This window comes from Streptomyces sp. 1-11 (assembly GCF_007176755.1).
Lineage (GTDB): Bacteria > Actinomycetota > Actinomycetes > Streptomycetales > Streptomycetaceae > Streptomyces.
Genome location: NZ_BJTV01000015.1, coordinates 72,242 through 95,718, shown reverse-complemented (window position 1 = coordinate 95,718; position 23,477 = coordinate 72,242). Strand labels below are relative to the sequence as shown.

General features: G+C 74.1%; 20 protein-coding genes. 9 read left to right on the top strand and 11 right to left on the bottom strand.

Going from position 1 to position 23,477, the window contains the following annotated elements; translation table 11 throughout:
* Nucleotides 1–13: 13 nt before the first annotated feature.
* Nucleotides 14–1,630, bottom strand: coding sequence for a multicopper oxidase family protein (locus TNCT1_RS27620; RefSeq protein ID WP_143637272.1), 1,617 nt, complete (start codon nt 1,628–1,630; stop codon nt 14–16).
* A gap of 311 nt (nt 1,631–1,941) precedes the next feature.
* Between TNCT1_RS27620 and TNCT1_RS27615 the strand changes: the two genes are divergently transcribed.
* From TNCT1_RS27615 to TNCT1_RS27605, 3 genes are all read left to right on the top strand, one after another.
* Nucleotides 1,942–2,181 carry a hypothetical protein gene (locus tag TNCT1_RS27615; RefSeq protein WP_143637269.1) on the top strand — a complete coding sequence of 80 codons (240 nt, stop codon included), beginning with the start codon at nt 1,942–1,944 and terminating at the stop codon, nt 2,179–2,181.
* Between the two features lie 3 nt (nt 2,182–2,184).
* Nucleotides 2,185–2,562, top strand: a complete 378-nt coding sequence (locus TNCT1_RS27610) for a toxin Doc (protein WP_143637267.1) — start codon at nt 2,185–2,187, stop codon at nt 2,560–2,562.
* Between the two features lie 417 nt (nt 2,563–2,979).
* Entirely contained in the window at nt 2,980–4,743 is a 1,764-nt protein-coding gene (locus tag TNCT1_RS27605; protein WP_143637264.1) for an RICIN domain-containing protein, read from the top strand.
* A gap of 51 nt (nt 4,744–4,794) precedes the next feature.
* Here the strand turns inward: TNCT1_RS27605 and TNCT1_RS27600 are convergent, their stop codons facing one another.
* A complete protein-coding gene (locus tag TNCT1_RS27600) occupies nt 4,795–5,964 on the bottom strand; it encodes a lactate 2-monooxygenase (protein WP_143637261.1) in 1,170 nt (389 codons plus the stop codon).
* Nucleotides 5,965–6,393: 429 nt separating this feature from the next.
* On the opposite strand from TNCT1_RS27600, the gene TNCT1_RS27595 reads away from it, so the two are divergent.
* Nucleotides 6,394–6,825: a protease inhibitor gene (locus TNCT1_RS27595; RefSeq protein ID WP_143637259.1), complete on the top strand. Its 432-nt coding sequence runs from the start codon at nt 6,394–6,396 to the stop codon at nt 6,823–6,825.
* A 230-nt stretch (nt 6,826–7,055) separates the two neighbouring features.
* Here the strand turns inward: TNCT1_RS27595 and TNCT1_RS27590 are convergent, their stop codons facing one another.
* From TNCT1_RS27590 to TNCT1_RS27580, 3 genes are read right to left on the bottom strand one after another with little or no spacing between them, the layout of a single operon-like run.
* Nucleotides 7,056–7,253, bottom strand: coding sequence for a CDGSH iron-sulfur domain-containing protein (locus tag TNCT1_RS27590; RefSeq protein WP_143637256.1), 198 nt, complete (start codon nt 7,251–7,253; stop codon nt 7,056–7,058).
* Nucleotides 7,234–7,887, bottom strand: coding sequence for a HemK2/MTQ2 family protein methyltransferase (locus tag TNCT1_RS27585; protein ID WP_143637253.1), 654 nt, complete (start codon nt 7,885–7,887; stop codon nt 7,234–7,236). The genes TNCT1_RS27590 and TNCT1_RS27585 overlap by 20 nt, the downstream gene beginning before the upstream one ends.
* A gap of 22 nt (nt 7,888–7,909) precedes the next feature.
* Nucleotides 7,910–8,923: an iron-containing redox enzyme family protein gene (locus TNCT1_RS27580; protein WP_143637248.1), complete on the bottom strand. Its 1,014-nt coding sequence runs from the start codon at nt 8,921–8,923 to the stop codon at nt 7,910–7,912.
* 129 nt (nt 8,924–9,052) lie between these two features.
* Here TNCT1_RS27580 and TNCT1_RS27575 point away from each other — a divergent pair, with 129 nt between their 5' ends.
* Nucleotides 9,053–9,277: a hypothetical protein gene (locus TNCT1_RS27575; protein WP_373920511.1), complete on the top strand. Its 225-nt coding sequence runs from the start codon at nt 9,053–9,055 to the stop codon at nt 9,275–9,277.
* Nucleotides 9,278–9,282: 5 nt separating this feature from the next.
* On the opposite strand, the gene TNCT1_RS35925 is transcribed toward TNCT1_RS27575, so the two are convergent.
* The gene (locus TNCT1_RS35925; protein ID WP_174266477.1) at nt 9,283–9,450 is read right to left on the bottom strand and encodes a hypothetical protein; all 168 of its coding nucleotides are present in this window, start codon (nt 9,448–9,450) and stop codon (nt 9,283–9,285) included.
* Between the two features lie 181 nt (nt 9,451–9,631).
* Between TNCT1_RS35925 and TNCT1_RS27570 the strand changes: the two genes are divergently transcribed.
* Nucleotides 9,632–10,159, top strand: a complete 528-nt coding sequence (locus tag TNCT1_RS27570; RefSeq protein WP_143637243.1) for an SRPBCC family protein — start codon at nt 9,632–9,634, stop codon at nt 10,157–10,159.
* A 26-nt stretch (nt 10,160–10,185) separates the two neighbouring features.
* Here TNCT1_RS27570 and TNCT1_RS27565 read toward each other — a convergent pair whose 3' ends face one another.
* The 5 genes from TNCT1_RS27565 to TNCT1_RS27545 all read right to left on the bottom strand — a co-directional run bounded on the left by TNCT1_RS27565 (nt 10,186) and on the right by TNCT1_RS27545 (nt 17,270).
* Nucleotides 10,186–13,002: an NHLP bacteriocin export ABC transporter permease/ATPase subunit gene (locus TNCT1_RS27565; protein WP_143637238.1), complete on the bottom strand. Its 2,817-nt coding sequence runs from the start codon at nt 13,000–13,002 to the stop codon at nt 10,186–10,188.
* Nucleotide 13,003: 1 nt separating this feature from the next.
* On the bottom strand, nt 13,004–15,226 hold the full coding sequence (locus tag TNCT1_RS27560; protein ID WP_143637235.1) for an NHLP family bacteriocin export ABC transporter peptidase/permease/ATPase subunit: 2,223 nt from the start codon (nt 15,224–15,226) through the stop codon (nt 13,004–13,006).
* The gene (locus tag TNCT1_RS27555) at nt 15,223–16,029 is read right to left on the bottom strand and encodes an HlyD family efflux transporter periplasmic adaptor subunit (RefSeq protein WP_143637230.1); all 807 of its coding nucleotides are present in this window, start codon (nt 16,027–16,029) and stop codon (nt 15,223–15,225) included. The genes TNCT1_RS27560 and TNCT1_RS27555 overlap by 4 nt, the downstream gene beginning before the upstream one ends.
* Nucleotides 16,030–16,164: 135 nt before the next feature.
* Nucleotides 16,165–16,380 (bottom strand): type A2 lantipeptide, encoded by a 216-nt coding sequence (locus TNCT1_RS27550; RefSeq protein WP_143637226.1) that lies wholly within the window; start codon nt 16,378–16,380, stop codon nt 16,165–16,167.
* A 476-nt stretch (nt 16,381–16,856) separates the two neighbouring features.
* The gene (locus TNCT1_RS27545) at nt 16,857–17,270 is read right to left on the bottom strand and encodes a PaaI family thioesterase (RefSeq protein ID WP_143637223.1); all 414 of its coding nucleotides are present in this window, start codon (nt 17,268–17,270) and stop codon (nt 16,857–16,859) included.
* Nucleotides 17,271–17,469: 199 nt separating this feature from the next.
* On the opposite strand from TNCT1_RS27545, the gene TNCT1_RS27540 reads away from it, so the two are divergent.
* The 3 genes from TNCT1_RS27540 (at nt 17,470) to TNCT1_RS27530 (ending at nt 23,394) form a co-directional block, all read left to right on the top strand.
* Nucleotides 17,470–18,894: a S1 family peptidase gene (locus TNCT1_RS27540; protein WP_143637595.1), complete on the top strand. Its 1,425-nt coding sequence runs from the start codon at nt 17,470–17,472 to the stop codon at nt 18,892–18,894.
* A 1,840-nt stretch (nt 18,895–20,734) separates the two neighbouring features.
* Complete coding sequence (locus TNCT1_RS27535) at nt 20,735–21,943, top strand: cytochrome P450 (RefSeq protein ID WP_143637220.1); 1,209 nt, start codon at nt 20,735–20,737, stop codon at nt 21,941–21,943.
* A gap of 98 nt (nt 21,944–22,041) precedes the next feature.
* Nucleotides 22,042–23,394: a serine hydrolase gene (locus TNCT1_RS27530; RefSeq protein WP_143637217.1), complete on the top strand. Its 1,353-nt coding sequence runs from the start codon at nt 22,042–22,044 to the stop codon at nt 23,392–23,394.
* Nucleotides 23,395–23,477: the final 83 nt, after the last annotated feature.

Sequence of the window (23,477 nt, the reverse complement as noted above, 5' to 3'; positions counted from 1 at the left end):
CCCGTCCGGACCGTCAGGTGCGGTAGCCCAGGATGGTCATCATGCCGCTCTCGGAGTGGTACTGGTTGTGGCAGTGCAGCATCCACAGCCCGGGGTTGTCCGCGTCGAAGTCGACGACGAGCTTGCGGTGCGGCAGCACGATGGCGGTGTCCTTGCGCGCGCCCACGCCGTCGAGACCCGCGACGGCGAAGGTGTGGCCGTGCAGGTGCATGGGGTGCCACATGTCGGTGGCGTTGATGAGGCTGAGCCGCACCCGCTCACCCGCCCGCACCGGGTGGCGCTGGCGGACGGAGTAGGGCCGGTGGTCGAAGCCCCAGTCGAACTTCGCCATCGTGCCGGTGATCTTGATGCGCATCTCGCGGTCGGGATCGCGTTCCGGCAGGGCCACGGAGTCGTCCGGCCGCAGGCGCCGGGCCGGGACCAGCTTCCCGTCGAGCAGGTCCGGGCGCACGTCGGCCGGGGGGACGGCCCGGCCCTTGTCGGTGCGCAGGACGGCGAGGGCCTGTCCCCGCTTGCCCTCGGCCAGGGCGACGAACGGGAAGACGCCGTCCTTGGCGGTGACGAGGACGTCGTAGCGCTCGGCCATGCCGAGGAGGAGCGCGTCGGTCTCGGTGTGCCGGACCGGGTAGCCGTCGGTGTGGGTGACGGTCATGGGGTGACCGTCGAGAGCCACCCGGAAGGCGGTCTCGGAACCGGCGTTGATGATGCGCAGCCGGATCCGCTCGCCGGGCCGGCACCGGAACACCGAGGGCCGGTCGGCGGTACGGCCGTTGACGAGGTAGAGGGGGTAGTCGACGCTGCCGGCGTCCCCGTGCAGCAGGCGGCTGCGCCCCTGGCGCAGCAACCGGCTGGGCCCCCCGTCCGACCGGGAGCGCGAGGTGTGCGCCCCCGCCGTCCGGGCCGGCTCGGGGCCCATCTGCATGCCCATGCCCTCCATCGTCATGGCCTCGGGCGTGAGCTGCCTGAGCACCTTGTCGGGGGTGGAGCCCTGGACGCCGTCGAGCCAGTCGTCCAGCACGACGATCCACTCCCTGTCGTAGGCGAGGGGCTCCCGGGGGTCGTCGACGATGAAGGGCGCGTACAGGCCGCGGTCCGGCTGCATGCCCACGTGGGAGTGGAGCAGGAACGTGCCCGGGTGGGCGACGGTGAAGCGGTAGGTGAAGTCGGCCCCGGGCGCGATGGCCCTCTGCGTCAGGTCCGGGACGCCGTCCATGTCGCAGCGCATGCGCACGCCGTGCGAGTGCAGGGTGGTGTTCTGCGGCAGCCGGTTGGCGAGGGTGAGGCTGAGGACGTCGCCGGCGGTGACGCGCACCAGCGGTCCGGGGAGCTGCTCGTGGTACGCCCAGGTGCGCACGTGCCGCCCGCCCAGGTCCAGGGTGTTCTCGGCGGCCGTGAACCTGAGCATGCGCACCGGGCCTGTGCCGCGTCTGCGCTCGGCGGCACGCACCTGGGGACCCGACGGCTCGACATATCCCTTCGGCCCGGGCGGAACGAAGTCGCCCTGGACGGTCGTCACGGCCGCGGGGCCGGGACGGGGATGGGAGCCGGAGTCGGTGCAGGCAGCCAGCAGTCCCGCGCCGGCCGCAGCGAGCGGGGCTTGGAGCAGGGTACGCCGCGAAGGTGTGTGCATGAATAAAATAAGACACGTTCTGAGCTGATATGTGCGGGATCCTCGGCGGCGCGTCCGATGGAGTCGAGACCTCGAACAGGCGTTCCGGGACGTCCCCCCCGGACGCGGACGGCGGGCGCGCCGTGTTGCCCCGCCGGGGGCGGCGGGGCGAGAGTGGGGCCACCGGACTGCTTGGGGGTGTGGACCGTGTGCGTGGGCGTCGCGGCACCGGCGGAGAACGGACATGGCCCCGGAGCGCGGCAGGTACCGGGACGAAGCGGCTCCGACCTGCCGATATTTACGGGCGAGTACCCGGGCGGTACCGTGAGTGCATGCCAGCTCTCAACGTGGAGTTCAGTGACCGCGAACTGGAGGACCTGCGCCAGATCGCCAAGGAGCGCGGTACGTCGATGAAGGCGCTGGTGCGCGAGGCCGCCGCCGCCGACATCGCCCGGCACCGGGCGCTCCAGGAGGGCGCGGAGGCGTTCCGGAGCTTCTTCACCGCTCACGCCGAGGAGTTCGCGGCCGCGTTCCCCGACGACGAACGCCCGGCCAAGGGCGAGGCCGCCTGAGCGATGCCGCCCGTCATCCACATCGACGTCCCGTGGCTGCTGCAGCGGCACGAGGAGGTCCTGCCGGACCAGCCCGCGGTCGACGACTTCTCCGCACTGGTCGCGGCCGTCGCCCGGCACCGCGTCGACCCGCCCCGGCTCGGCGTGGACTCCGACCCCGCCTGGCGGGCCGCCGCCCTGCTGCACACCCTCGCCGTGCTCAAGCCGCTGCCCTCGGCCAACGCCCGCTTCGCCTGCGCGACCGCGGTGGCCTACATGTTCGTCAGCGGCGCCGGCATCGACGCGCCCTACGGCGCCCTGGTCGACCTGGCCCGCGACCTGATGTCCGCCAAGACGGACGTGTACGGGGCCGCCGACCGGCTGCGTTCCTGGCAGATATGAGCCGGTCCCGGCCGGCGGGGGAAGCCGCCGGGGCCGCCGGCCGGGGGACCCCCGCGCGGGCCTTCCGAGGGGGCCGGGCCCAGTGCACCACCGGGCCGCGAGCCCCGGGAGCGCGCGCGGCCGGCCGGTGCGTGCACGGCGTTCACACGGGGCGCGCGGTGACACGGAAGGCGAACGGCGGGCCCGCGTACCGGGCCCTCCTCCGGCTCCGTGCGCGAAGGGTGTCCGCAGTCGCGCGAACGCCTTGTTCCGTGTGTGGAGGTTGTGCAAGGGTTGCCACACGGTGCGGGGGGTAATCGCCGGGTCTCCCGGGGCAGTTGTGGACCGGGCCGGTCCGGCGCCGGTGAACTCCCGCTCCCCGCGCGCGTATCCGGCGATCGGCAATCGACGCACCACACCATCGAAGGATTCCGCTCAGTGCCCACCCCCCACCCCCCTCGTCCCCCGTACCCGCCGCCGGGCGGCGGTCCCGGGGAGTCCGACGAGTTCCTCGCCGCCCCGCTGCGGGCCGGTTCCGACACGGAGGCCTCCCGGTCCACCGCGCTGCTGATGGCCCGCCACTGGGCGGCGGCACAGGACTACGCGGTCGTCTGCCTGGCCACGGCCGGCCCGCTCGCCCACATGGTCACCGGCGCCGCCTTCCACCGGACGCTCACCCGGCTGGCGCTCGGCGAGCCCGCCGAGGCGCTCCGGCCCCGTCTGCTGGTGGCCGTCCGGGACACGGTCCTGAACTGGTCCGCGACAGACCGCACGGCCGCCGTGCTGCCCGCCCTGCGAAAGCCCGCCGGGGGCCGCGGCATGCGCAACGCGAAGACCCTGATACCGGAGAACCGCGTCCTGTCCGAACGTGCTTTCCACAGCCTCCCCCGGCTCGAACAGACGTTGCTGTGGCACACCGAGGTCGAGGCCGAACCGGTGCACCTGCCCGCCGCCCTGCTCGGCCTCGACGCCGACAGCGCGGCGGCCGCCCTCGAACAGGCCCGGGACCGGTTCCGGGAAGGCTGCGTCCGGGCGCACCGGGAACTCGCGCCGAGCACCGAGTGCCGTCACTACAACCGCCTGCTGGACGCACCGATCCGCCGGGGCGGCGCCCTGCTGCCGGACGTCCGGCAGCACCTCGACGACTGCGCCTACTGCCGGCACGCCGCGGAGCAACTGGGCCGCATCGAGGGCGGTCTCGGCGTACTGCTCGCCGAGGCCGTGCTCGGCTGGGGCGCCCGGCGTTACCTGGAGTCCCGCCCCGGCCGCTCCGGACCCGCCCGCGCCCGCGCCGCCGCCCCGGGGCCGGGCGGACGGGGACGCGGCGGCGGACGGCGCGCCGGGGTGCCGGCGCGGGCGCCCGGCGGCCGCCGCAGACGCGGCCGGGCGGCCGGGCCGTTCGGCTCGGTCCTGGCGTCGGCGGCCGGGTGGCAGACCAGGACGCTGCTGCTCGGAGCCGGGATCGCCGCGGCCGCGCTGCTCACGACCGTCGTCGCCCTCAGCGTCCTGTCCGACGGCGGCGACGGCGCCGACCCGGTCGCCTCCGACGCGGCTCCCGGCACCGGCGTCCGCCCGCCCGCCACTTCTCCGGGCAAGGCGGGGCTGCCCACGGCCGGCCGGCCCGCCCGGCTGCGCAACGCCGCCACCGACCTGTGTCTGGACGTCAAGGGCGCGGTCCGGGCGGGCGCGAGCGCGCTGCTCGACGCCTGCTCGTCGGCGCCGGCCCAGCAGTGGACGTACGACGCCGACGGGCTGCTGCGCAGCGCGGCCGACCCCCGTCTGTGCCTGGACTCGCACGCCGACGCGGGCGTCGTCATCCTCGGCACGTGCGCGGGCGCGGGTCAGCGGCGGGGCGACGACGTGCGCTACGAACTCACCGTGCGGGGCGAGCTGCTGCCCCGCTGGGACCGGACCCTGGCCCTCGCCCCGGCCGGCGACCGGGCGGGCGCCGACGTCGTCGTCAAGGTGGGCGACCGCTCCGCCGCGCAGCGCTGGCGGACCGACGCGCCGTCCGCGAGCCCCGGCTCCCTGTCGGTCGCCGGCGGCGACGGCCCCGCGGCGTCCGGCGCGGGGCCCTCCGCCGGCCCGCCCGGACCCGGCCGGCAGGCGCCGGCCCGCCCGGCCCGGCTGCCGGGAACGAACGCCCGGCCCCTCTCGCCCGGGCACGCGCCGGGCACGCCCGGTCCGCACGGGAGGACCTGACGGGCCCGGCCCGGCCCGCCGCTCACCCGAGGCGGGCCGGGCCGGAGTCGGTCAGACCACCGCTTCGACGAGGTCGTCCGCGGTGAGCGTCGCGGGCGTGGCGTGTCCGGACAGCGCGAGGGTGAGGTCGAGTTCCGCCAGGACGCAGCGGATGACGTGCTCGACGCCCGCCTGCCCGTCCAGGCCGAGGCCGTAGACGTACGGCCGGCCCAGCAGCACCGCCCGCGCGCCCAGGGCCAGCGCCTTGAACACGTCGTCGCCGGTGCGCACCCCGCTGTCGAACAGCACGCTCAGCCGGTCGCCCACCGCGTCCGCGATGCCGGGCAGCGCGTCGAGCGCGGCGACCGAACCGGCCACCTGCCGGCCGCCGTGGTTGGACACCACCACCCCGTCCATCCCGGCGTCCGCCGCGAGGCGCGCGTCGTCCGGGTGCAGGACGCCCTTGACCACGATCGGCCCGTCCCAGTGCTCGCGCAGGAAACCGAGGTCGGGCCAGGTGTGGCCGGCGTCTCCGAACAGGCCGAGGAAGTGCAGCACCGCCGCGTTCGGGTCCTCCTCGACGGGCTTGGCGAGCCCCGCCCGGAAGGCCGGGTCGGTGAAGTAGTTGGCGGTGCCCACCCCGTGCAGGAACGGCAGGTACGCCTGGTCCAGATCGCGCGGGCGCCACGCCAGCAGCGGGGTGTCCAGGGTGACGACGAGCACCGAGAACCCGGCCGTCCTCGCCCGGGCGAGGAAGCTGCGCGTCACCTCGCGGTCCTTGCCCCAGTAGAGCTGGAACCACCGCTCCGCGTCCCCCATCGCCTCCGCCACCTGCTCCATCGGAGTGCTGGAGGCCGAGGAGAGGACGAACGGCACGCCCTGGGCGGCGGCGGCCCGGGCGGCGGCGGACTCGGCGTCCGGGTGCATGATCGACAGCACCCCGACCGGGGCGAGGGCCAGCGGCGCCGGCAGGGCGCGGCCCAGCACCTCGGTCGTCAGGTCCCGCTCCTGGACGTCGCGCAGCATGCGCGGCACGATCCGGCGCCGGGCCAGGGCCGCACGGTTGGCGCGTGCGGTGCCGCCGTCGCCGGCGCTGCCCGCCACGTAGCCGACCGGACCCGGCCCGAGCCGGTGCTCGGCCAGCTCCTCCAGCCGGGTCGGATCGGTGGGCAGCCGGGGCACGGCGCCCGTCATCCCGTTCAGGTAGATCTCGTACTGGAAGTCCGCCCAGTGCTTGGCCATCCGTCCCTCCCGCCACTCGCCGCCACGTCGGCGCCCGCCGACGATACCCGCGGGTAGGCCGGTCCGGCTCCACCGGGGACGGGTCTTGCTCCGGGTCCGGACCCCGCGCCCCGGGACGCTTCATGAACGGCGGAAGTCGTGAAGGCATCGTGAAGGGTGCGCCGGGGAGCGGGGGCGTCATGTTTCAGGCCGATTAACGAGAGGGTGCTTTTCGGCCATTCGGCCGGTGCCCACGATCAAGAACCGCTCAGTCATGGAGTCGAAGCGGTCCGATTCCGTGACTTCGCGCCACTGTTTCAATACGCAATGTTACCGAAAGCTGGGGGTGGGATGTGTGTTTCGGCGACGGACTCGGCAGAGTGGCGCTCGCCGCTCCGGCGCCGACCGGGCCGGAGGGCACCCGTCTATCCGAGCGGAAGGATGCACACAATGCGGAACACCGCGCGCTGGGCAGCGATCCTCGGCCTCACGGCCGCCACCTGCGCACCCCTGACCGGGGCCGCCCTCGCTGCACCGGGCGCCGCCCCGTCGTCGCTCTACGCCCCCTCGGCCCTGGTGCTGACCACCGGCCACGGCGAGACCGCGGCCGCGGCCACACCCGAGCGCGCCGTCACCCTGAACTGCGCCCCGACGGCCTCCGGCACCCACCCGGCGGCGATCGACGCGTGCGCGGAACTGCGCGGCGCCGGCGGCGACCTCTCGGCCCTGCGGGGCCGCGGTGACGTGCAGTGCACCAAGCTCTACGACCCCGTGGTGGTCACGGTCCAGGGTGTCTGGCAGGGCAAGCGCGTCTCCTACGAGCGCACCTTCGGCAACTCCTGCGTGAAGGAAGCCGCGAGCAGCAGCGTCTTCACGTTCTAGACCGGGATCGTACGGTTCCCGCGACGCCGGATCAGGCTCGCAACTGGGGAGTGCGGCCCCTGGAGCGGGAACCTGCGATCTCGCGCCGGGACCGACGGGCGGAGTGGGGCCGCCCGCGGACTCCCGGGCACACAGCCGCTCCCCGGAACAGGCCCGTGGGGGGCCTCTCCGGGGAGCGGCGAAAAACCACCGGTATCGAAAAACAACCGGTTTCAACTGAAGATTGGACGTCAGGCCTTGCGCCGGTGACTGGTGTCGCACCAGGGGTAGCGGCGACTGCGCCGGCAGGTGCACAGGGCCACCCGGAAGCGGTCGGAGGACACCGTGGTGCCGTCCTCCAGTTCGACCTCCACCGGCCCTTCCATCAGCAGCGGCCCGCGCCGCTGCATCCGGATGCGGCGGGGCTGTTCAGCAGGCTCGTTCGGCACGGATCACCACCAGCTCCTCCTTGTCCTCGGCGGCCGCGAGCAGACCGCTGCGGCGCAGCCAGTCCTCCCGGGAACGCAGCACGGGACCGAGGGTGATCCAGCGCCGCCGGACCACCGTGGCCTTCAGACCCGCCGCGCGCAGCAGCTCCAGGGTCCGCTCGGGGCCGCTCAGCGCCGAATGCACCAGCAGCAGCACCCCCTCGGGCCGCAGCAGCGCGGGGGCGTCCCGGCAGATCCGGTCCAGCAGCAGCCGCCCGTCGCGCCCCGCGTCCCAGGCCCGCGACCGGCCGCGCGGCTCGCGCCCGCTCTCGGGCACCGGCACGTAGGGCGGGTTGGCCAGGATCAGGTCGTACGTCCCGTCGCGGACCGGGCCGAAGAGGTTGCCGCGCCGGATCCGCACCGGCAGACGGTTGAGCCGCGCGTTCAGCCGCGCCGTCCACACCGCCCGCCGGGACACGTCCACCGCGGTCACCTCGGCGCCGTGCCGGGCGGCCGCCAGGGCCAGCGCACCGCTTCCGGTGCCGACGTCCAGCACCCGCGCGCCCGGCGCCGGCGCCTCTTCGTCCAGAGCCTCGGCCAGCAAGGCCGTGTCGTCCTGAGGGGCGTAGACGCCCGGAAGTACCCATGCTGTCACGGGGCGCCGGGTACCCGTGCGATCAGGATGTATGAGCGAGTTCCCGGGCAAAGGGAGCACGCAGCGACGACCGCCCCGCACGCCACTCGCCGAGCAGCCGTCGCGCCAGCCGCTCCTCGACGAACTCGGTGGCGTCGACGCCGAAGGCGACGTCGTCCGCCAGTTCCGGCTCCTCGGCCAGCAGCCCGCCGATCACGTCGTGCCGGACGACCTGCTCGTGCACCGCGTCCGCCTCCACGTGCTCGTCGTAGAAGAACTCCGCGGCCGGCCCCGCGCCGGTGCGGCGCATCGCCTCGGCCAGCCGGCGCGAACCGGGCGAGGAGGTGATCTCCACGTCCGCGAAGTGCCCCACCAGGGCCCCGCGCAGCCGCCGGTGCAGCCCGAACAGCGACATCAGGTTGACGACGGTGAGCATCTCGGCGCAGGCCGCGTCCAGGTGGCGTCCGTACCCGGTGTCCAGGCCCAGGTCCGTCATCAGGTCCGCGAACAGCCGGGCGTGCACCCGCTCGGCCCGGCCGCCGCCGAACTCGTCGAACTCCACCGCCGCCATCGCCGCCTTCGCCCGGCCCCACAGCCGGGGCAGCACCCAGGCGTGCGGGTCGGCCTCCTTCAGGTGGTAGAGGGAGCGCTGCGCCGCGTACTCGCGCAGGTGCCACAGCTCGCCCTCCTCGCACAGGAAGTGCGTGACGCCCGTGCCCTCGGCCGGTTCGACCAGCAGGGCGGCCAGGGCCTCGTCGAGGCTGTCGTGCACGGGTGTGTCGGTGCGCAGCGCGGACAGGAAGCGGTCCTCCAGCGCACCCCGCAGCGCGAGCAGCCCCGGGTCCCACTCGAGCTCCGGACGGACCCCGGCGAAGCCGCGGTAGTGCAGCTCGTAGCAGACGTACAGGGCGAGCTGGAGGTCGTCGCCGTAGGGGTCGGCGGCCCGGGCGCCGGAGGTGGCGGGCAGCGGGCCGGCGCCGCGCAGGTACGCGGTGACGGCGGTGGACAGGGGCCCGCGCGGCGCGGGCAGCTCGGGTCCTCGCAGGTGGTGGTTCATTGCGGCCGGGTACCCGGCCGCGATGAAAGCACTAGTGATCAACCGCACTCTCGAACGGTCGCCCGACGCCTCCGGCACCGAGGCGCTCGCCGGCGTGGTCGTCACCGGTGACGAGGACGGGCGCACCATGTGATCGGCGAGATCTCCGGCGCCCTCGCCGACATCGGCTGCACGACCCCCGGCCAGGCCTGGACGTACTGGCACCTCGGCCCCGGACCGGGTCCCGATTACCTGAAGGGGGAACGCGGCCGCGAGTGGTCGCACAGGACCGGCCGCGCCACGGCCGCCAACCCGCACGCGGTCGCCCGCGCGCCGGCGGGGCACCCGGTGGGCGCCCCGCCGGAACAGCGGTAGGGCGTTCAGTCCCCCTCGGACTGCTCCTGCGCTCCGGTGTTCGGGGTGATGGCGTCCGCCGCCTCGCCCCGCTTCCGCTCGTCCTCGCCGTGCGTCTCGGCCTCCTCCGCCTCGTGCAGCACTTCCCCCAGGGCCGTATCGGGCCGCTTCCCCTGGTCGTTCCCGCCCGGCATGGCGTGTCCTTCCGTCGGCTGGTCTTGATCCACTACGGGTTACCCGCCGGCGCGGTCTCAAGCGCCCCCGCACGGGTCCGGGAAGGTGGACGCGTCACGGGCCCGGCGTGCGGACGCGCAGGGGAGTGGGCGGGTAGCCTCGACACGCCGAGGGGGCCCGCACCGCGGAGGACCGATCACCATGCCAGCCGACGTCACCGGCACCTTCCTGACCCTGGACGACGGCCGCCCGGCCGTCCGCTTCACCCGGACCTACGACCTGCCCCAGGACCGGGTCTGGAGGCTGGTGACCGACCCGGGCGAGCTGGCCTGCTGGTTCCCCTCGCGCGCCGAGATGGACCTGCGCCCCGGCGGCGCCATCACCTTCAGCGGCGACCCGAACATGCCGGAGTCGACCGGCACGGTGCTCGCCGCCGACCCGCCCCGCCACCTCTCCTTCGAGTGGGGCGGCGACGAACTCCGCTTCGGCCTGGAGGCGGAGGACGGCCGGCGCACCCGGCTGACGCTCACCGACGTGCTGGCCGACGAGAACGCCGCCGCCCGCAACGCCGCCGGCTGGGAGGTGTGCCTGGCCGCCCTGGACGCCAGGGCGCGCGGCGAGCACTCCGGCGGACCGCACGCCGGAGCGGGCGCGGCCTGGCGGGAGTTCTACGACGCCCACCTCGCGGCGGGAGCGCCCTCGGGCGCACCGGTGCCGGGCCTGGACTGACCGCCCGGCCCGGGTCCGGTCCTCGCCTACGCGAGCTGCCTGCGCACCAGTTCGTGCAGCCTGCCCCCGGTGTCGGCGAGCAGCTCGGCGGGCGGACCCTGCTGGATCACCCGGCCGTCCTCCATCACGATCACCCGGTCCGCGTCCAGCACCGTCGACAGGCGGTGCGCGATGACGATCCGGGTGGCGTTCAGCTTGCGGGTGCTGTCGATGACCGTGCGCTGGGTGTCGTTGTCCAGGGCGCTGGTCGCCTCGTCGAAGAACAGGATGCGCGGCCGCCGGATCAGCGCCTGGGCGATCATCAGCCGCTGCCGCTGGCCACCGGAGATCGCGCCGTTGCCGGCCACGATCGTGTGCAGACCCATCGGCATCCGCCGGATGTCCTCCGCCAGGCCCGCCAGCTCGGCGGCGGCCATCGCCTCCTCCGGCGTGTACGGCTCGGTGCCGCAGATGACGTCCAGGATGGAACCGGTGAACGGCTGCGCGTGCTGGAGCACCACGCCGCACTGGCGGCGCACCGCCGACTGGTCGAGGGCGGCCAGGTCCTGTCCGTCGTACAGGACGCTGCCGGAGACCGGACGGTCGAAGCCGATGAGCAGCCGCAGCAGCGTGGACTTGCCGCAGCCGCTCGGGCCGACGATCGCCACGAACTCGCCCGGGCGGACGGCGAAGGAGACGTCGTCCAGGACGAGCGGCCCGTCGTCGGCGTACCGGAACGACAGCCGGCGGGCCTCGACGGCGCCCGAGAGCGGTCCGGGGCGGGTGCTCGCGGTGCGCACCTCGGGCGTGGCGTCCAGGACCGGCCTGATCTCCTCGAACAGCGGCAGCGCCGCCACCGCCGAGACGAAGGAACCGGTGAGCTGGGTGACCGAGGTCAGCACCATCGTCACCGAGGTGTTGAAGGTGAGGAACGCCGCCGCCGACATCGCGCCCCTGGCGGGCCCCGCAAGCAGCATGAACATCAGCAGGGTGCACACCGGCAGGTAGACCGCGCCCAGCACCGAGGTGAGGTTCTTGATCCGGCCCACCTTCTGCTGGAGTTCCCGGCTGCGTGCGAACTGGCGTGCCCAGGCGGCGTAGGCGTAGTTCTCCGCCGCCGCCACGCGCAGCTTGGGCAGGCCCCGCAGGGTCTGGAAGGCCTGGTTGTTCAGCTTGTTGCCGAGCACCACGAGCCGCCGCTGCCAGCGCACCTGCCACAGGCCGAGCCCGAGGAACACCGCCGCGATGACGACGAGCATGCCGATCGCCGCCATGGCCATCGGGACGCTGAACCAGAACAGCAGGCCCAGGTTCATCGCGCCCACCGTCACCGACTGCGCGACCACCGGTCCGGTACCGGCCAGCAGCCGCCGGATGGCGCTGACGCCCATGGCGGCACTGGCGAGTTCGCCGGTGGAGCGCTGGGTGAAGAACCGGGTGGGAAGCCGCAGCAGCCGGTCCCAGACGGCCGGTTGCAGCGCCGCCTCGATACGGCCCTCCAGACGCAGCATGGTCAGGTTCTCCAGCAGGGTGAACGCGGCCGACACCACCCCGCTCACCATCACCGCCAGGCACACCTGGACGATCAGGCCCGTCTGCGCCTTCGGCACGTACTCGCCGAGCACCTTGCCGGTGGCGATCGGCACCAGCGCGCCGATGGCCACCGTCACCAGCCCGGCGAGCATCAGGCTGCCGAAGTCGCCGCGGGTGCCGCGCAGGCTGAACCGCAGCAGTCCGAGCGGCCCGAGCCGCCGCTCGGGCAGCGGCCGGTAGAACATCACCGCGCGCGGCTCGAACTCCCCGGCGTTCGCCTTCTCGACCGGCGTCTCGCGCCCGGTCCCCGGGTGCACGGCCACATAGCCGCCGCGCCGCCACAGCAGCGCCACCGGCGCCCCGGACAGCGCCCGGTGCCCCACCAGCGGGCCCACGTTCTCCCGCCACCAGCGGCCGTCCAGGCGGACCGCGCGGGTGCGCACCCGGGACGCGAGCGCCACCCGTTCGACCGGGTCGAGGCGTTCGCTCTCGGTGCCGCTCTGCGCGGGCGCGGCCAGCTCGATGCCGGCCGCCTCGGCGACCAGCTTGCAGGCCGCGTAACCGGCGTCGGCGTCGGCGGCCGTCGCGGGGCGGGCCGAGCGCCTGCCGATGGACGCCAGCAGCGTCCGGTCGGCCTGGGCGCGGACCGCCTCACCGGCCTTGATCCCGGCCGCCGTGCGCGTCTCGTGGGTGCGCTCCAGCTGCTCGATCCACCGGTCGAGCGCGGTCAGCAGCCGGTACTGCTGGTCGACCATGCTCTGCCACAGCGCGGGGTCCATCAGCAGGTCGGCGGCGGCCTCGGCGCCGTACAGCGAGCCGTACTGCACGCTGCCCGGCGGCACCTGCATCCAGAACACGTCGTCGTCCGCGGGCGCGGCGGCCCGTTCCTCGGCCATCGGCGCCTGGAAGAGGACGGACAGGCCGCGGCCGACGCCGAGCGCGACGGCGTACTCCAGCGGGCTGGTCGTCGGCGGCACGTACTGCGGGTTGCCGTACTCGTCGTACGACCAGGTCTGGGTGTGCGCGGGCTGGTGCAGCTCGCGCAGGTTCACGCGGTGCAGCACGCAGTCCCGCACGGGGCGGGCCACGAGCGTGTGCTGGGGGCCGGCGACCGGGCCGAGCAGCAGGGCGCCCGCCTCCAGACGGCCCAGGTGGTGCCAGTGGCCCTGCTGGCCGGCGTCCACCGCGAACAGGTCGAGCGCGCCGGCCGCGACGAGCCACAGCACCTGCGGCCCCTCCAGGTCCACGCGGCCGAACCCGGCGCAGTCGACCCGCGTGCCCAGCGAGCCGAGCGCGCCGAGGACGAGGTCGCCTTCGTGCACGGACGTCATCTCACCGCTCCCTGACCAGCGCGGCGTACGCGCCGCCGCGCGCCACCAGCTCCTCGTGCCGCCCGCGTTCCACGACCGTGCCGTGCTCCAGCACGACGATCTCGTCGCTGTCGCGGACCGTGCTCAGCCGGTGCGCGATCACCACGCAGGCGCAGCCGCGCCGGCGCAGGTTGTCCATCACGACCAGCTCGGTCTCCGCGTCCAGCGCGCTGGTCACCTCGTCCAGCACCAGGATGCTCGGCCGGCGCACCAGCGCCCGGGCGATCTCCAGGCGCTGCCGCTGGCCGCCGGAGAAGTTCCGGCCGTCCTGCTCGACCATGCTGTGGATCCCGCCGGGCCGGCGCGTCACCACGTCGTACAGGGCCGCGTCCCTCAGCGCCTCCACCACCGCCTCGTCGGGGATCGACGGGTCCCACAGGGCCACGTTGTCCCGGATCGAGCCCTCGAACAGGAACACGTCCTGGTCGACGAAGGACACCGAGGCGGCGAGCGCTCCGCGCGGGATGTCCTCCAGCCGGCGGCCGTCGATGCGGATCACCCCGTCCCACGGCGTGTACAGGCCCGAGATCAGCCGGGACACCGTGGACTTGCCGCTGCCCGAGCCGCCGACCAGCGCCACCTGCCGGCCGGGGCCCACGGTCAGGTCGAACCCGGTCAGCAGCGGCTGGTCGAGCGGGCTGTAGCCGAAGGTGACGTTCTCCAGCTCGACGTGCCCGTGCAGCCGGCGCGTGGAGTCGCCCGAACCGGTCCGCGCGTAGAGCGGGTCGGCCTGGAAGTTCTCCACGTCCTTCAGCCGGGCCACGTCGGCGGCGAAGTCCTGGATGCGGCCCGCGACGCCGTTGAGCCGGGTCAGCGGCGCGGTGAACCGGGTGACCAGCGCCTGGAAGGCGACCAGCAGACCGACCGAGATGTGTCCCTCGACGGCCCGCATCCCGCCGATCCAGAGGATCAGCGCGCTGTTGAGCGTGGCGAGCGTCGGCGCGACCACGCCCAGCCAGGCGCTCGGCACGCCGAGCCGCTGCTGTTCCTCCAGCGTGGTGGCGTGCTGCCCGGCCCACTTGCGGAAGTAGCCGTCCTCGCCGCCGGTCGCCTTCATGGTCTCGATCAGCTGCAGCCCGGAGTACGAGGTGTTGGTGAGCCGGGCGGTGTCCGCGCGCAGCTTCGCCGTCCGGGTCGCCCGCAGCCGTACCACCAGGCGCATGGCCACCACGTTCAGCAGGGCCACGCCGATGCCGACGAACGTCAGCTGCGGGTCGTAGGTGTACAGCAGCACGGCGTACAGCACGACCACGACGGCGTCCACGCCCGCCGCCGCGAGGTCGCGGGCCAGGGTCTCGGCCACCTGGTCGTTGGACTGCAGCCGCTGCACCAGGTCGGCGGGGGAGCGCTGGGAGAAGAAGGTGACCGGCAGCCGCAGCAGATGGCGCAGGAAGCGGGCGCTGGAGAGGGTGGAGGAGATGATCCGGCCGTGCAGCAGGTTGGCCTGCTGGAGCCAGGTCAGCACCAGGGTGAGCGCGACGCAGGTGGCCATCGAGGCGAACAGCACGCCGAGCAGCGAGGTCTGTCCGCCGATGAGGAACATGTCGATGTAGGTACGGCTGAGCGCGGGCACCGCCGCGCCCACCGCCACCAGCAGCAGGCTGGCCAGCACGGCGGCCGGCAGGGTGCCGGCGGTGCCGCGCAGCCGGGCCGGCATCGCGCCGAGCACGCCCGGCCGGCGGCCGCCCCTGGTGAAGTCCTCGCCCGGCTCCATCACCAGGACGACCCCGGTGAAGGCGCCGTCGAACTCCTCCATCGGCACGAACCGGCGGCCCTTGGCGGGGTCGTTGACGTACACCCCGCGGCGGCCGAAGCGGCGGCCCACGCCGTCGAAGACGACGTAGTGGTTGAACTCCCAGAACAGGACGGCCGGCGCCTTCACCTCGGCCAGCGCGGCCAGGTCCATCTGCATGCCCTTGGCGGTCAGTCCGTAACCGCGGGCGGCCTTCAGCAGGTTGCTGGCGCGCGAGCCGTCGCGGGAGACGCCGCAGGCGATGCGCAGCTCCTCGAGCGGCACGTGCCGGCCGTAGTGGCCGAGCACCATCGCGAGGGAGGCGGCCCCGCACTCGACGGCCTCCATCTGGAGCACGGTGGGGGTGCGGACCGTGCCGCCACGGGACTTGGGGACCGGCCTGCGGGGCGGGGCGGCCCGTCTGCGGCCGCGGGTTTCCTGGGCGGTGGTCACGGAAGGAGCCAATCGACGGGACGCTGGTCGGCCAGCTTGACCGAACCGGAGGCGAGGGTCATGGAGTCCAGCCGGTAGGGCGGCCCCTCGGCGGACGACCAGCGGTAACCGCTCTTCGTCGACGCCGACCTGTCCAGCGTGACCAGCACCGCCACCGGGCGGCCCTTCCGGGTGAACTGCTCGCCGAGCTGGCTGTCGCCGAGGAACGCGGCGATCGACTGCGGGGACTGCGCGGCCCGGTCGACCGACTTCACGTGCCCGCGCAGCACGCCGTAGCGCTGTTCCGGTACGGAGGACACCGTCAGGTCGACCGCGGCGTGCGCCGGGATGGCGGCCGCGTTCTCGGCGGGTACGTACACGGTCGCGTACAGCGGGTCCGAGGCGTGCGCGATCTTCTCCACCGAGGCCACGTCGGCCCCGGTCTGCACGATCTGCCCGATGGTGGCGCCGAGCGCGGTGACCCGGCCCGCGGCGACGGTGCGCACCACCGTGTCGCCCCGGTCGGTGCGGACCTTCAGTACGGGCGCGCCGGCCGGCAGCCGCTGGCCCTGCTCGGCGAGCACGGCCGTCACCTGGCCGGCCACGGGGCTCTGCAGCAGGTAACTGCCCTGCCCGTGGGTCAGGATGGCCTGCGCGCCGACGGTGGAGGCGACCGAACCGGTCACCGCCCATACGGAGGCCGCCGCCATGACGACGACGGTGACGCCGAGCGCGAGCCAGCCCTGGGGGCGGGCCAGCCGCACCGGGAGGTCCAGCTCCTCCGGCGACTGGAGCTTGGCGAGGGCCTGTTGGCGGAACTGCACGGAACTTCCCTCACCCGAGGAGAGACATCGTTACGACAAGACCGCGGGCGCCGCGGCGGGACCCGCCGGTCCCGGGCACCCGGGAGTCCCGGAGCCGGGGGGCGGCTCCGGGACTTCGGTGGCACCGAGGTGCGGTCAGAGACCGGCGACCAGGTTGGTGACCGGCTGGGTGTTCAGGCCGGTGACACCCTCGACGGTGCCGACGACCGTGTCGACCAGGCCGGCGACCGGGGCAACGCCGTTCACGGCACCGGTGACGGTGTTGAGGGCGTTCACGGACAGACCGCCGGAGACGTTGTCCAGCTCGGCGTCCGAGATCTCGACGGTCTCGACACGGGGGGTGGAGTTCATGGTGGAACTTCCCTTCGTATGGATATTCATAAGGGGGGAAGCGGCCCCCTCTGGGGACAGACGGACGGCCGCGACCGCGGGTCGAGGGCCCCCGTCTCCGGAGACCCGGGGAAAGCCCGCGGTGCGATGGATCAAAGCACGCCCGCTCACCCGGCTTCCAATCAAACAGGGCTCTCACCTGGGCACTTGGTCCGCCGAGGGGCTCAAGCGTGCAGGTGTGCGCACGCCATGTCGGCGACTCCTTCACATGCCGCACGGCATCGGCGCAACCCTGCCCTTGCCCACCGGACGGCGAATCCGGCACTCCGCGCCAAAGGCGTGCCGGGGGGCGCGCGGATGTGCAGAACCGTGGACGGCGGTGACGCGCTTGGGCATTCGATGTGCAGATTCCCTGAAGCAGGGATTCCGGTACGCCCGCTGGACGGAGAGTCACCGGCCGGTAACCGAAGGTGCCGGTCCGGGGGGTGCGTGAACGGTCAGCCCAGCAGCGCGTAGACGGTGCTCGCGCGGGCCGCGAGCGCGCCCGACTCCGCGTCGCCCAGGGTGATGTCGGCGAACGCCATGCGCCGGCCCAGCTTGGTCAGCATCGCCTCGACCAGGACGTCCGAACCGGTCACCGCGCGCTGGAAGGACGTCGACTGCTGCACGGTCGTCATCGGCACGAAGCCGCCCCGCGCCGCCGAGACCGCGATCACCGTGGCGGTGTCGGCCGCGGCCATCAGCGCCTGTCCGGACAGGCCGCCGCCCTCCCGGGCCAGCCGCTGCGACCAGGGCAGCCGGAGCACCGCCCGGTCCTCGCCCAAGGACTCCACGACCAGACCCAGTTCCAGGACCCAGGGGGCGAAGCAGGTGGAGAGGATCTTGTCGGCCTCGGCGGTGGTCAGCGTCATGTGGGCGATTGTTCCCGGCCCGGCCCCGCGGCACGCGCGACGCGGGCGATTCACCGCCGTGGCACGGGAGTTCGGCAAACGGAATTGAACGCACCGCGTGACCCGCCCGTACCTACAGCCATCCAGGCGCCCCGATCCCACTGCCCGAGAGCGGCGAACCCCCGTCCCCAGGAGGTCGAGAAGTTTGAGTCACAAGCGAATGCCCAAGCGCAAGGCCGCGATAGCGGTGGGCGGTGTCGCGGCGCTCGGCGCGGCGGCCCTCCTGCTGCCCAACGCCAACGCGTCCCAGGACAAGGCCTCGGGCGCCGCCGGCACCGCCAGGACACTGAAGGCCGCGGACGCCTCGGACCTCGCCGCGCAGCTCCAGAAGGCGCTCGGCGACGCCCTCGCCGGGTCGTACTACGACAGCGCCAAGCGGCAGCTCGTCGTCAACGTGGTCAGCGGCGACAAGAACGTGATCGTCCAGGCGGAGAAGGCCGGCGCGGCCGTACGCCAGGTCGGCAACAGCACCGCCCAACTCCGTTCCGCCGCACGGACCCTGAAGGCCCGGGCCACCGTCCCGGGCACCGCCTGGGCCGTGGACCCGCGGACCAACAAGGTCGTGGTCACCGCCGACTCCACCGTCACCGGCGCCAAGTGGGACCGGGTCCGGTCGACCGTACGCGGCCTCGGCTCCGACATGGCCACCCTCAAGAGGTCGGCCGGCGCCTTCAAGACCTTCGTCTCCGGCGGCGACGCCATCTTCTCCCAGGTGCCGGGCGGCAACGTGCGCTGCTCGCTCGGGTTCAACGTCACCGCCTCCGACGGCAGCCCCGCCTTCCTGACGGCCGGTCACTGCGGGGTCGCGGCCAAGCAGTGGTCCGACTCCCAGAACGGGCAGCCCATCGCCACCGTGGACCAGGCCACCTTCCCCGGCCAGGGCGACTTCTCGCTCGTCAAGTACGACGACCCCAGCACGCAGGCGCCCAGCGAGGTCAACGCGGGCAACGGCCAGACCGTGCAGATCAACCAGGCCGTGGACGCCACGGTCGGCCAGACCGTGTTCCGGATGGGCTCCACCACCGGGCTGCACGACGGCCAGGTGACCGGCCTCGACGCCACCGTCAACTTCCAGAGCGAGACCGACCCGAACGGCGTCGACACCGTCACCGGCCTCATCCAGACCGACGTCTGCGCCGAGGCGGGCGACAGCGGCGGCTCGCTGTTCACTCAGGACGGGGGCGCGGTCGGCCTCACCTCCGGCGGCAGCGGCGACTGCACCAGCGGCGGCGAGACCTTCTTCCAGCCGGTCACCGCGGCCCTCCAGGCCACCGGCGCCACCCTCGGCGCGGGCGCGGGCGCGGGCGCGGGCGGCCAGGCGGGTGCCGGGGACCAGTCCGGTGCGGGTGCGGGGGATCAGTCCGGTGCGGGTGCGGGAGATCAGGCGGGCGCGGGGGACCAGTCCGGCGCCGGTGACGGCTCGGGCGCCGGTGACCAGGCGGGCGGCGACCAGATCGGCGGCGGCGCGGACCCGTCGGCCACCGCGGGCGGCGAGCAGAGCGGCGCGGGGAACCGGTCCGGCGCCGGTACCGGCCACCGGCCGGGCGCGGGCGCCGGGTCCTCGTCCCTCACCGGGACCCGGTGAGGCTCGCGGGGACGCCGACCCGCGTCCGCTCCCTACGACGCTGCATCACCTGACAGCCCTGACAGCCCTGACAGCCCTGACAGCCCAGGGCCCGCAGAGCATCAGCGGGTTCCACCGCGCGGTACCGGAACGAACCGGGCCGCGATGAACTCCCCGGCGGGCCACAGCGGTTCCGGTCCGCCGGGGCCGGTCCGGCCCTCCGGCGGGAGGGCCGGAACCGCGGGCGTCCCAGCACTCACGACCCGAGCGTCGTGGCGGCGCCAGCGGCTCGGTACTCGCGGCTCGGGTGCCTTGGTGGCGCCTGCGGCTCGGCCCTCGTGCGGTGGCCCCCGGCTCAGCCGCTGTGCGCCGGCCCAGTTCAGTACTTACGGCTCGGGTGCCCTGGTGGTGCCCGCGGCTCGGCCCCTGTGCGCCGGCCCGGCTCAGTCGCCGTGCGCCGGCCGGGCTCAGCCGCACGCGGAGCCCGCCGCTTCGTGGGCACGGGTCCCGAGTCCGTGCACGGCCACCACCCGGGCACGGCCACCCCAGTCCCGGAACGCGCGTCGCGCGTTCCGGGACAACGCCTTTCCGGAGCGGCGCCCCGCGCACGGCGAACGCCTGGGACACGCCGCTTGCGCCCCGCGCGGCGGGCGCCTCCCCGCGCCCTGTCCGGCTCTCCCCGCGCGCTGGTGCGGTCGGCGGTTAGTGCGGTGTCACATGTGCCCGGTGAGGTCTTCAGGACCCCCGGGCGGTGGTCGTGTTACCGGTGGGTCCCCCCGTCGGAGCCGAATCGCCTTCCTCCGGCGTGTCGCGGCCGTGGGCCGGGGCGCGCGGCTGGTCGGAGAAGCGCGAGCGGTGTCCCAGTGCCTCGTGTGCGCCCCCGTCGCGCCATGATGGCCGAAACCATTCGCGGGGCCTGTCGTTCCGCTTCTCGGGGTCGAACGGGGGGCAGCGGCACACCGGTTCGGCGGGGCGATCCGGCCGCGGGCCGCGGTCAGGCTCGGCGTGTCGCGCCACCACCCCGCCGACGGACCCCGGAGAGGTCGTCGGTCACATCATCATCCCATCTCAGAAAGGGTGTCGACCGGCTCCTCGGACGGTCGGGCGGAGCGCCGGCAGCGCGTGTCCGCCCGGTGCCCGGAGGGTCCGCCGGCGTCCCCGCGGGATCCATTTCCGACGCGTGTGGTTTACGGGTGCGGCGCCGGGGCACACGCGGTGCGACATTCGCCCGGGCCCCGCGCGCTGAGGCCGGGCGGAGTGGCCGAGCAGTGACGCAAAAGCACCGCCAGAGTACTCTCCGTTCAACTTCAGGGGGTTGCTTGCACGTGACTCGCCGTGAAGACTGTGGCCGAGTTCCATCGAAACCAAGGTGTCGAGCGGTGCGCATCATGCCAATCGTGGGCGGCATGGGTCGCGACTGCGTATATTCACACCTCGTTTCGGACGACCGGGACGGGGGCCTCGCTGCCCGTCCACAAGCCGGGAGGGTCCCGCGTGAGCGTTGCGCGGGAGGTATCGCCGAGGGGGATGGGTGATGTCGGGTTGGCGCGCCACACGTCAGGGCTCGCTGTGCGGCCGGGGCCGGCCGTGCGGCCGCCGCGTCGTGCACCGCATGTGCTGAAGGCCGTCGGCCGACCCCCGGGCGGGGCCGGCACCGGCTGACCCCGCCGCCGCTCAGGAAGAGGGCCACGCGGGGCCACGCGCCGCTCTCGTCCGATGCCCGTTCGACGCGGGCGCCGCCTTGCCCCGACCGCCCGCGGCCCTGGCCGCCGGCTCCACCAAGCCCCTGTGCGCGTGACTGGGCCATGCCCGTACGTGCCACCCGCAACCGACACGCGCCACCCGCGACCGAGGAGACAAGGTGATCAGCAAGCAAGTGACGGGGGAACGCCTTCTCTTGGAGGAGTTGCCGAACCGCTGGCGGGCCTTACGCGAGGCCGGGCCCGTGCGGTACGACGAGACGCAGCGGGTCTGGCAGGTGCTGGACCACGCGACCGTCGCCGCCGTACTCGCGGACCCGGCCACGTACTCCTCCGAACTCTCCGCCCTCGCCCCCACCCAGTCCGACTTCGAGACCTTCACCCAGGGCAACTTCGTCGGCATGGACCCGCCGGAGCACCGCAAGCTCCGCGCCCTGGTGAGCCAGGCGTTCACCCCGCGGGTCGTGCAGGGACTCGGCCCCCGCATCGAGGCCGTCTGCGACCGGCTGCTGGACGCCGTCGCCGACCGCGACCGGTTCGACCTGGTCGACGCGCTGGCCTATCCGCTCCCCATCATCGTGATCGCCGAATTGCTCGGCATCCCCGCCGAGGAACACCGGCTCTTCCAGGAGTGGGCGAGCGTCCTGTTCGGCGGCGACCAGCTCGGCGAGGCGCCCGACATGGCGGACCTCGAACGGGCGCTGGAAGCCATCGCCCCCACCGTGCGCGAGATGAACGGCTACATGCTGGAGCACATCCGTGCCCGCCGCGCCGATCCCGGTGACGACCTCACCAGCAGACTCATAGCCGCCGAGGTGGACGGCGTCCGCCTCGCCGACCAGGAGATGGTCGGCTTCGTGGCCCTGCTGCTGGTGGCCGGGCACATCACCACGACCGCGCTGCTGGGCAACGCGGTCGTCACTTTCGACCGGCACCCCGGCACGAACGCCGCGCTGCGCGCCGACCCGGCCCGCGTCCCGGCCGCCGTCGAGGAGGTGCTGCGCTGGCTGCCGCCCTTCCCGGAGCTGGGCCGCCGGGTCACCCGGCCCGTGGTCCTCGGCGGCCACGAGATCCCCGCCGACACGATGCTGATGGCGCATCTGGGCGTCGCCAACCGGGACCCCGCCCGCTTCGCGGCGCCCGACGTCCTCGACGTGACCCGGAGCCCGAACCCGCATCTGACCTTCGGGCACGGCATCCACTTCTGCTTCGGCGCGCCGCTGGCCCGGCTCGAGGCACGGATCGCTCTTCACAAGTTGCATGAACGATTCCGCACCCTGGTGATCCCCTCCTACGAGGACGTCGCCTACCAGAACCCGGCCGTCATCGTCGGCGTACGGCACCTGCCCGTCGAGGTCGGCAGACCGTAGCCCAGGCGCTCCGCGCGCCCCGGCCGGCCCCCACACCGCTCGTTCGGGCCGGCCGGCACACCCGCACATGAGACCCACCCAACGGGAGTCCCCTTCTCATGCCGTACACCATCCCAGCCGCTCCGGCCGCTTCCCGGACGCCGTCCCTGTTACACGAGGAGATACAGCTACGCCTCGACGCCCTCGCCCGGCTCCACCGGGTGCCCGGCGCCCAACTCGTCCTGGACACGGGCGGCGACGCCGTCTCCGTGCACACCGGGACGGCCGACGTCACGACCGGCAGCCCCTTCACCGCGGACACCGCGGTCCCCCTCGGGTCGCTCACCAAGCCGTTCACCGCCGGGCTCGTCATGCTGCTGGCCGACGACGGCGACCTCGACCTGGACGAGCCCGCGGCCGAGCACCTCCCCGAGCTGTCCGGAACGCCGGAGGTGACGGTCCGCCAACTGCTCAGCCACACCGCCGGGCTGCCCACCGGACCCGACTCCGACACCGCCGCCGGGACCACCGCCGCGCGCTACCTCACGGCCCTCTGCACCGAGCGTGACCTGCTGTTCGCGCCGGGGACCGACTTCTCCTACTCCAACGCCGGCTACGTGGCCGCCGGACGGCTGGTGGAGACGGTGACCGGCATGCCGTGGCCCGAGGCCGTGCGCGCGCTGCTCCTCGAACCCCTCGGTGTGCGGCCCGCGTTCGTCGGTGACGCCGCGCCCGTGCGTCCGGTGGCCGCGGGACACGCCGTCAACACCCTCACCGGGCAGCCCGTCCCGGCCCGCCAGAACCTGGCGCCGCTGGAGGCGCCGGCCGGCGCGCTGCTCGCGAGCGCCCGGGACCTGGCCGCGTTCGGCAACGCGCTGACCGGCCGCTCGGACCTGCTGCCGCCCGCCGTCGTCAAGGAGATGCGCCGGCCCGAGACCGCCGCCCGGCCGGGCACCCTCGCCGACGGCTGGGGCACCGGGCTCGCCCTGTACCAGCGGGACGGCCGCGTCTGGTGCGGCCACGACGGAAACGCCCAGGGCACGTCCTGCCACCTCAGGGCCGACGCGGAGAGCGGTGTCGTGGTCGCCTTCACGGGCAACGCCGGGGGCGCCACCGCCCTCTGGCACGACCTCGCCGAGGAACTCGGCCGGCTCACCGGCATCCGGGTGCCCGCCGCGACGGCCGTCGCGGACCGGGGCGCGGCCGTCGACCTGCCCGACTGCGCGGGCACCTACCGCAACGGCACCACGACCTACCGCATAGCGCCCGGACCGGACGGCACGCCGGCCCTGTCGGTGGACGGGGACCTGCCCCTTCCGCTGGTCTGCTACCCCGACCTGACCTGCGACCTCCGCGATCCGGCCACCGGGCGGCTCGAACCCGGAGGCCGGTTCCACCGGGATCCGGTCACCGGCCTGGTCGACCGGGTCCAGATCTCCGGACGCACGGCACGCCGTACCGACGACGGCTGAGCCGGGGCCGGCGCCGGTACCGGAACTCCGTCCCACCGCGGCCGGATCCGGCCGTCGCGGGCCCTCGTCGGACGCGGGCCGGT

Bases quoted from the DNA above. Each gene is read 5' to 3' on its own strand.
- TNCT1_RS27620 (WP_143637272.1), bottom strand. From the start codon at position 1,630: ATGCACACACCTTCGCGGCGTACCCTGCTCCAAGCCCCGCTCGCTGCG.
- TNCT1_RS27615 (WP_143637269.1), top strand. From the start codon at position 1,942: ATGCCAGCTCTCAACGTGGAGTTCAGTGACCGCGAACTGGAGGACCTG.
- TNCT1_RS27610 (WP_143637267.1), top strand. From the start codon at position 2,185: ATGCCGCCCGTCATCCACATCGACGTCCCGTGGCTGCTGCAGCGGCAC.
- TNCT1_RS27600 (WP_143637261.1), bottom strand. From the start codon at position 5,964: ATGGCCAAGCACTGGGCGGACTTCCAGTACGAGATCTACCTGAACGGG.
- TNCT1_RS27595 (WP_143637259.1), top strand. From the start codon at position 6,394: ATGCGGAACACCGCGCGCTGGGCAGCGATCCTCGGCCTCACGGCCGCC.
- TNCT1_RS27580 (WP_143637248.1), bottom strand. From the start codon at position 8,923: ATGAACCACCACCTGCGAGGACCCGAGCTGCCCGCGCCGCGCGGGCCC.
- TNCT1_RS35925 (WP_174266477.1), bottom strand. From the start codon at position 9,450: ATGCCGGGCGGGAACGACCAGGGGAAGCGGCCCGATACGGCCCTGGGG.
- TNCT1_RS27570 (WP_143637243.1), top strand. From the start codon at position 9,632: ATGCCAGCCGACGTCACCGGCACCTTCCTGACCCTGGACGACGGCCGC.
- TNCT1_RS27565 (WP_143637238.1), bottom strand. From the start codon at position 13,002: ATGACGTCCGTGCACGAAGGCGACCTCGTCCTCGGCGCGCTCGGCTCG.
- TNCT1_RS27550 (WP_143637226.1), bottom strand. From the start codon at position 16,380: ATGAACTCCACCCCCCGTGTCGAGACCGTCGAGATCTCGGACGCCGAG.
- TNCT1_RS27545 (WP_143637223.1), bottom strand. From the start codon at position 17,270: ATGACGCTGACCACCGCCGAGGCCGACAAGATCCTCTCCACCTGCTTC.
- TNCT1_RS27540 (WP_143637595.1), top strand. From the start codon at position 17,470: ATGCCCAAGCGCAAGGCCGCGATAGCGGTGGGCGGTGTCGCGGCGCTC.
- TNCT1_RS27530 (WP_143637217.1), top strand. From the start codon at position 22,042: ATGCCGTACACCATCCCAGCCGCTCCGGCCGCTTCCCGGACGCCGTCC.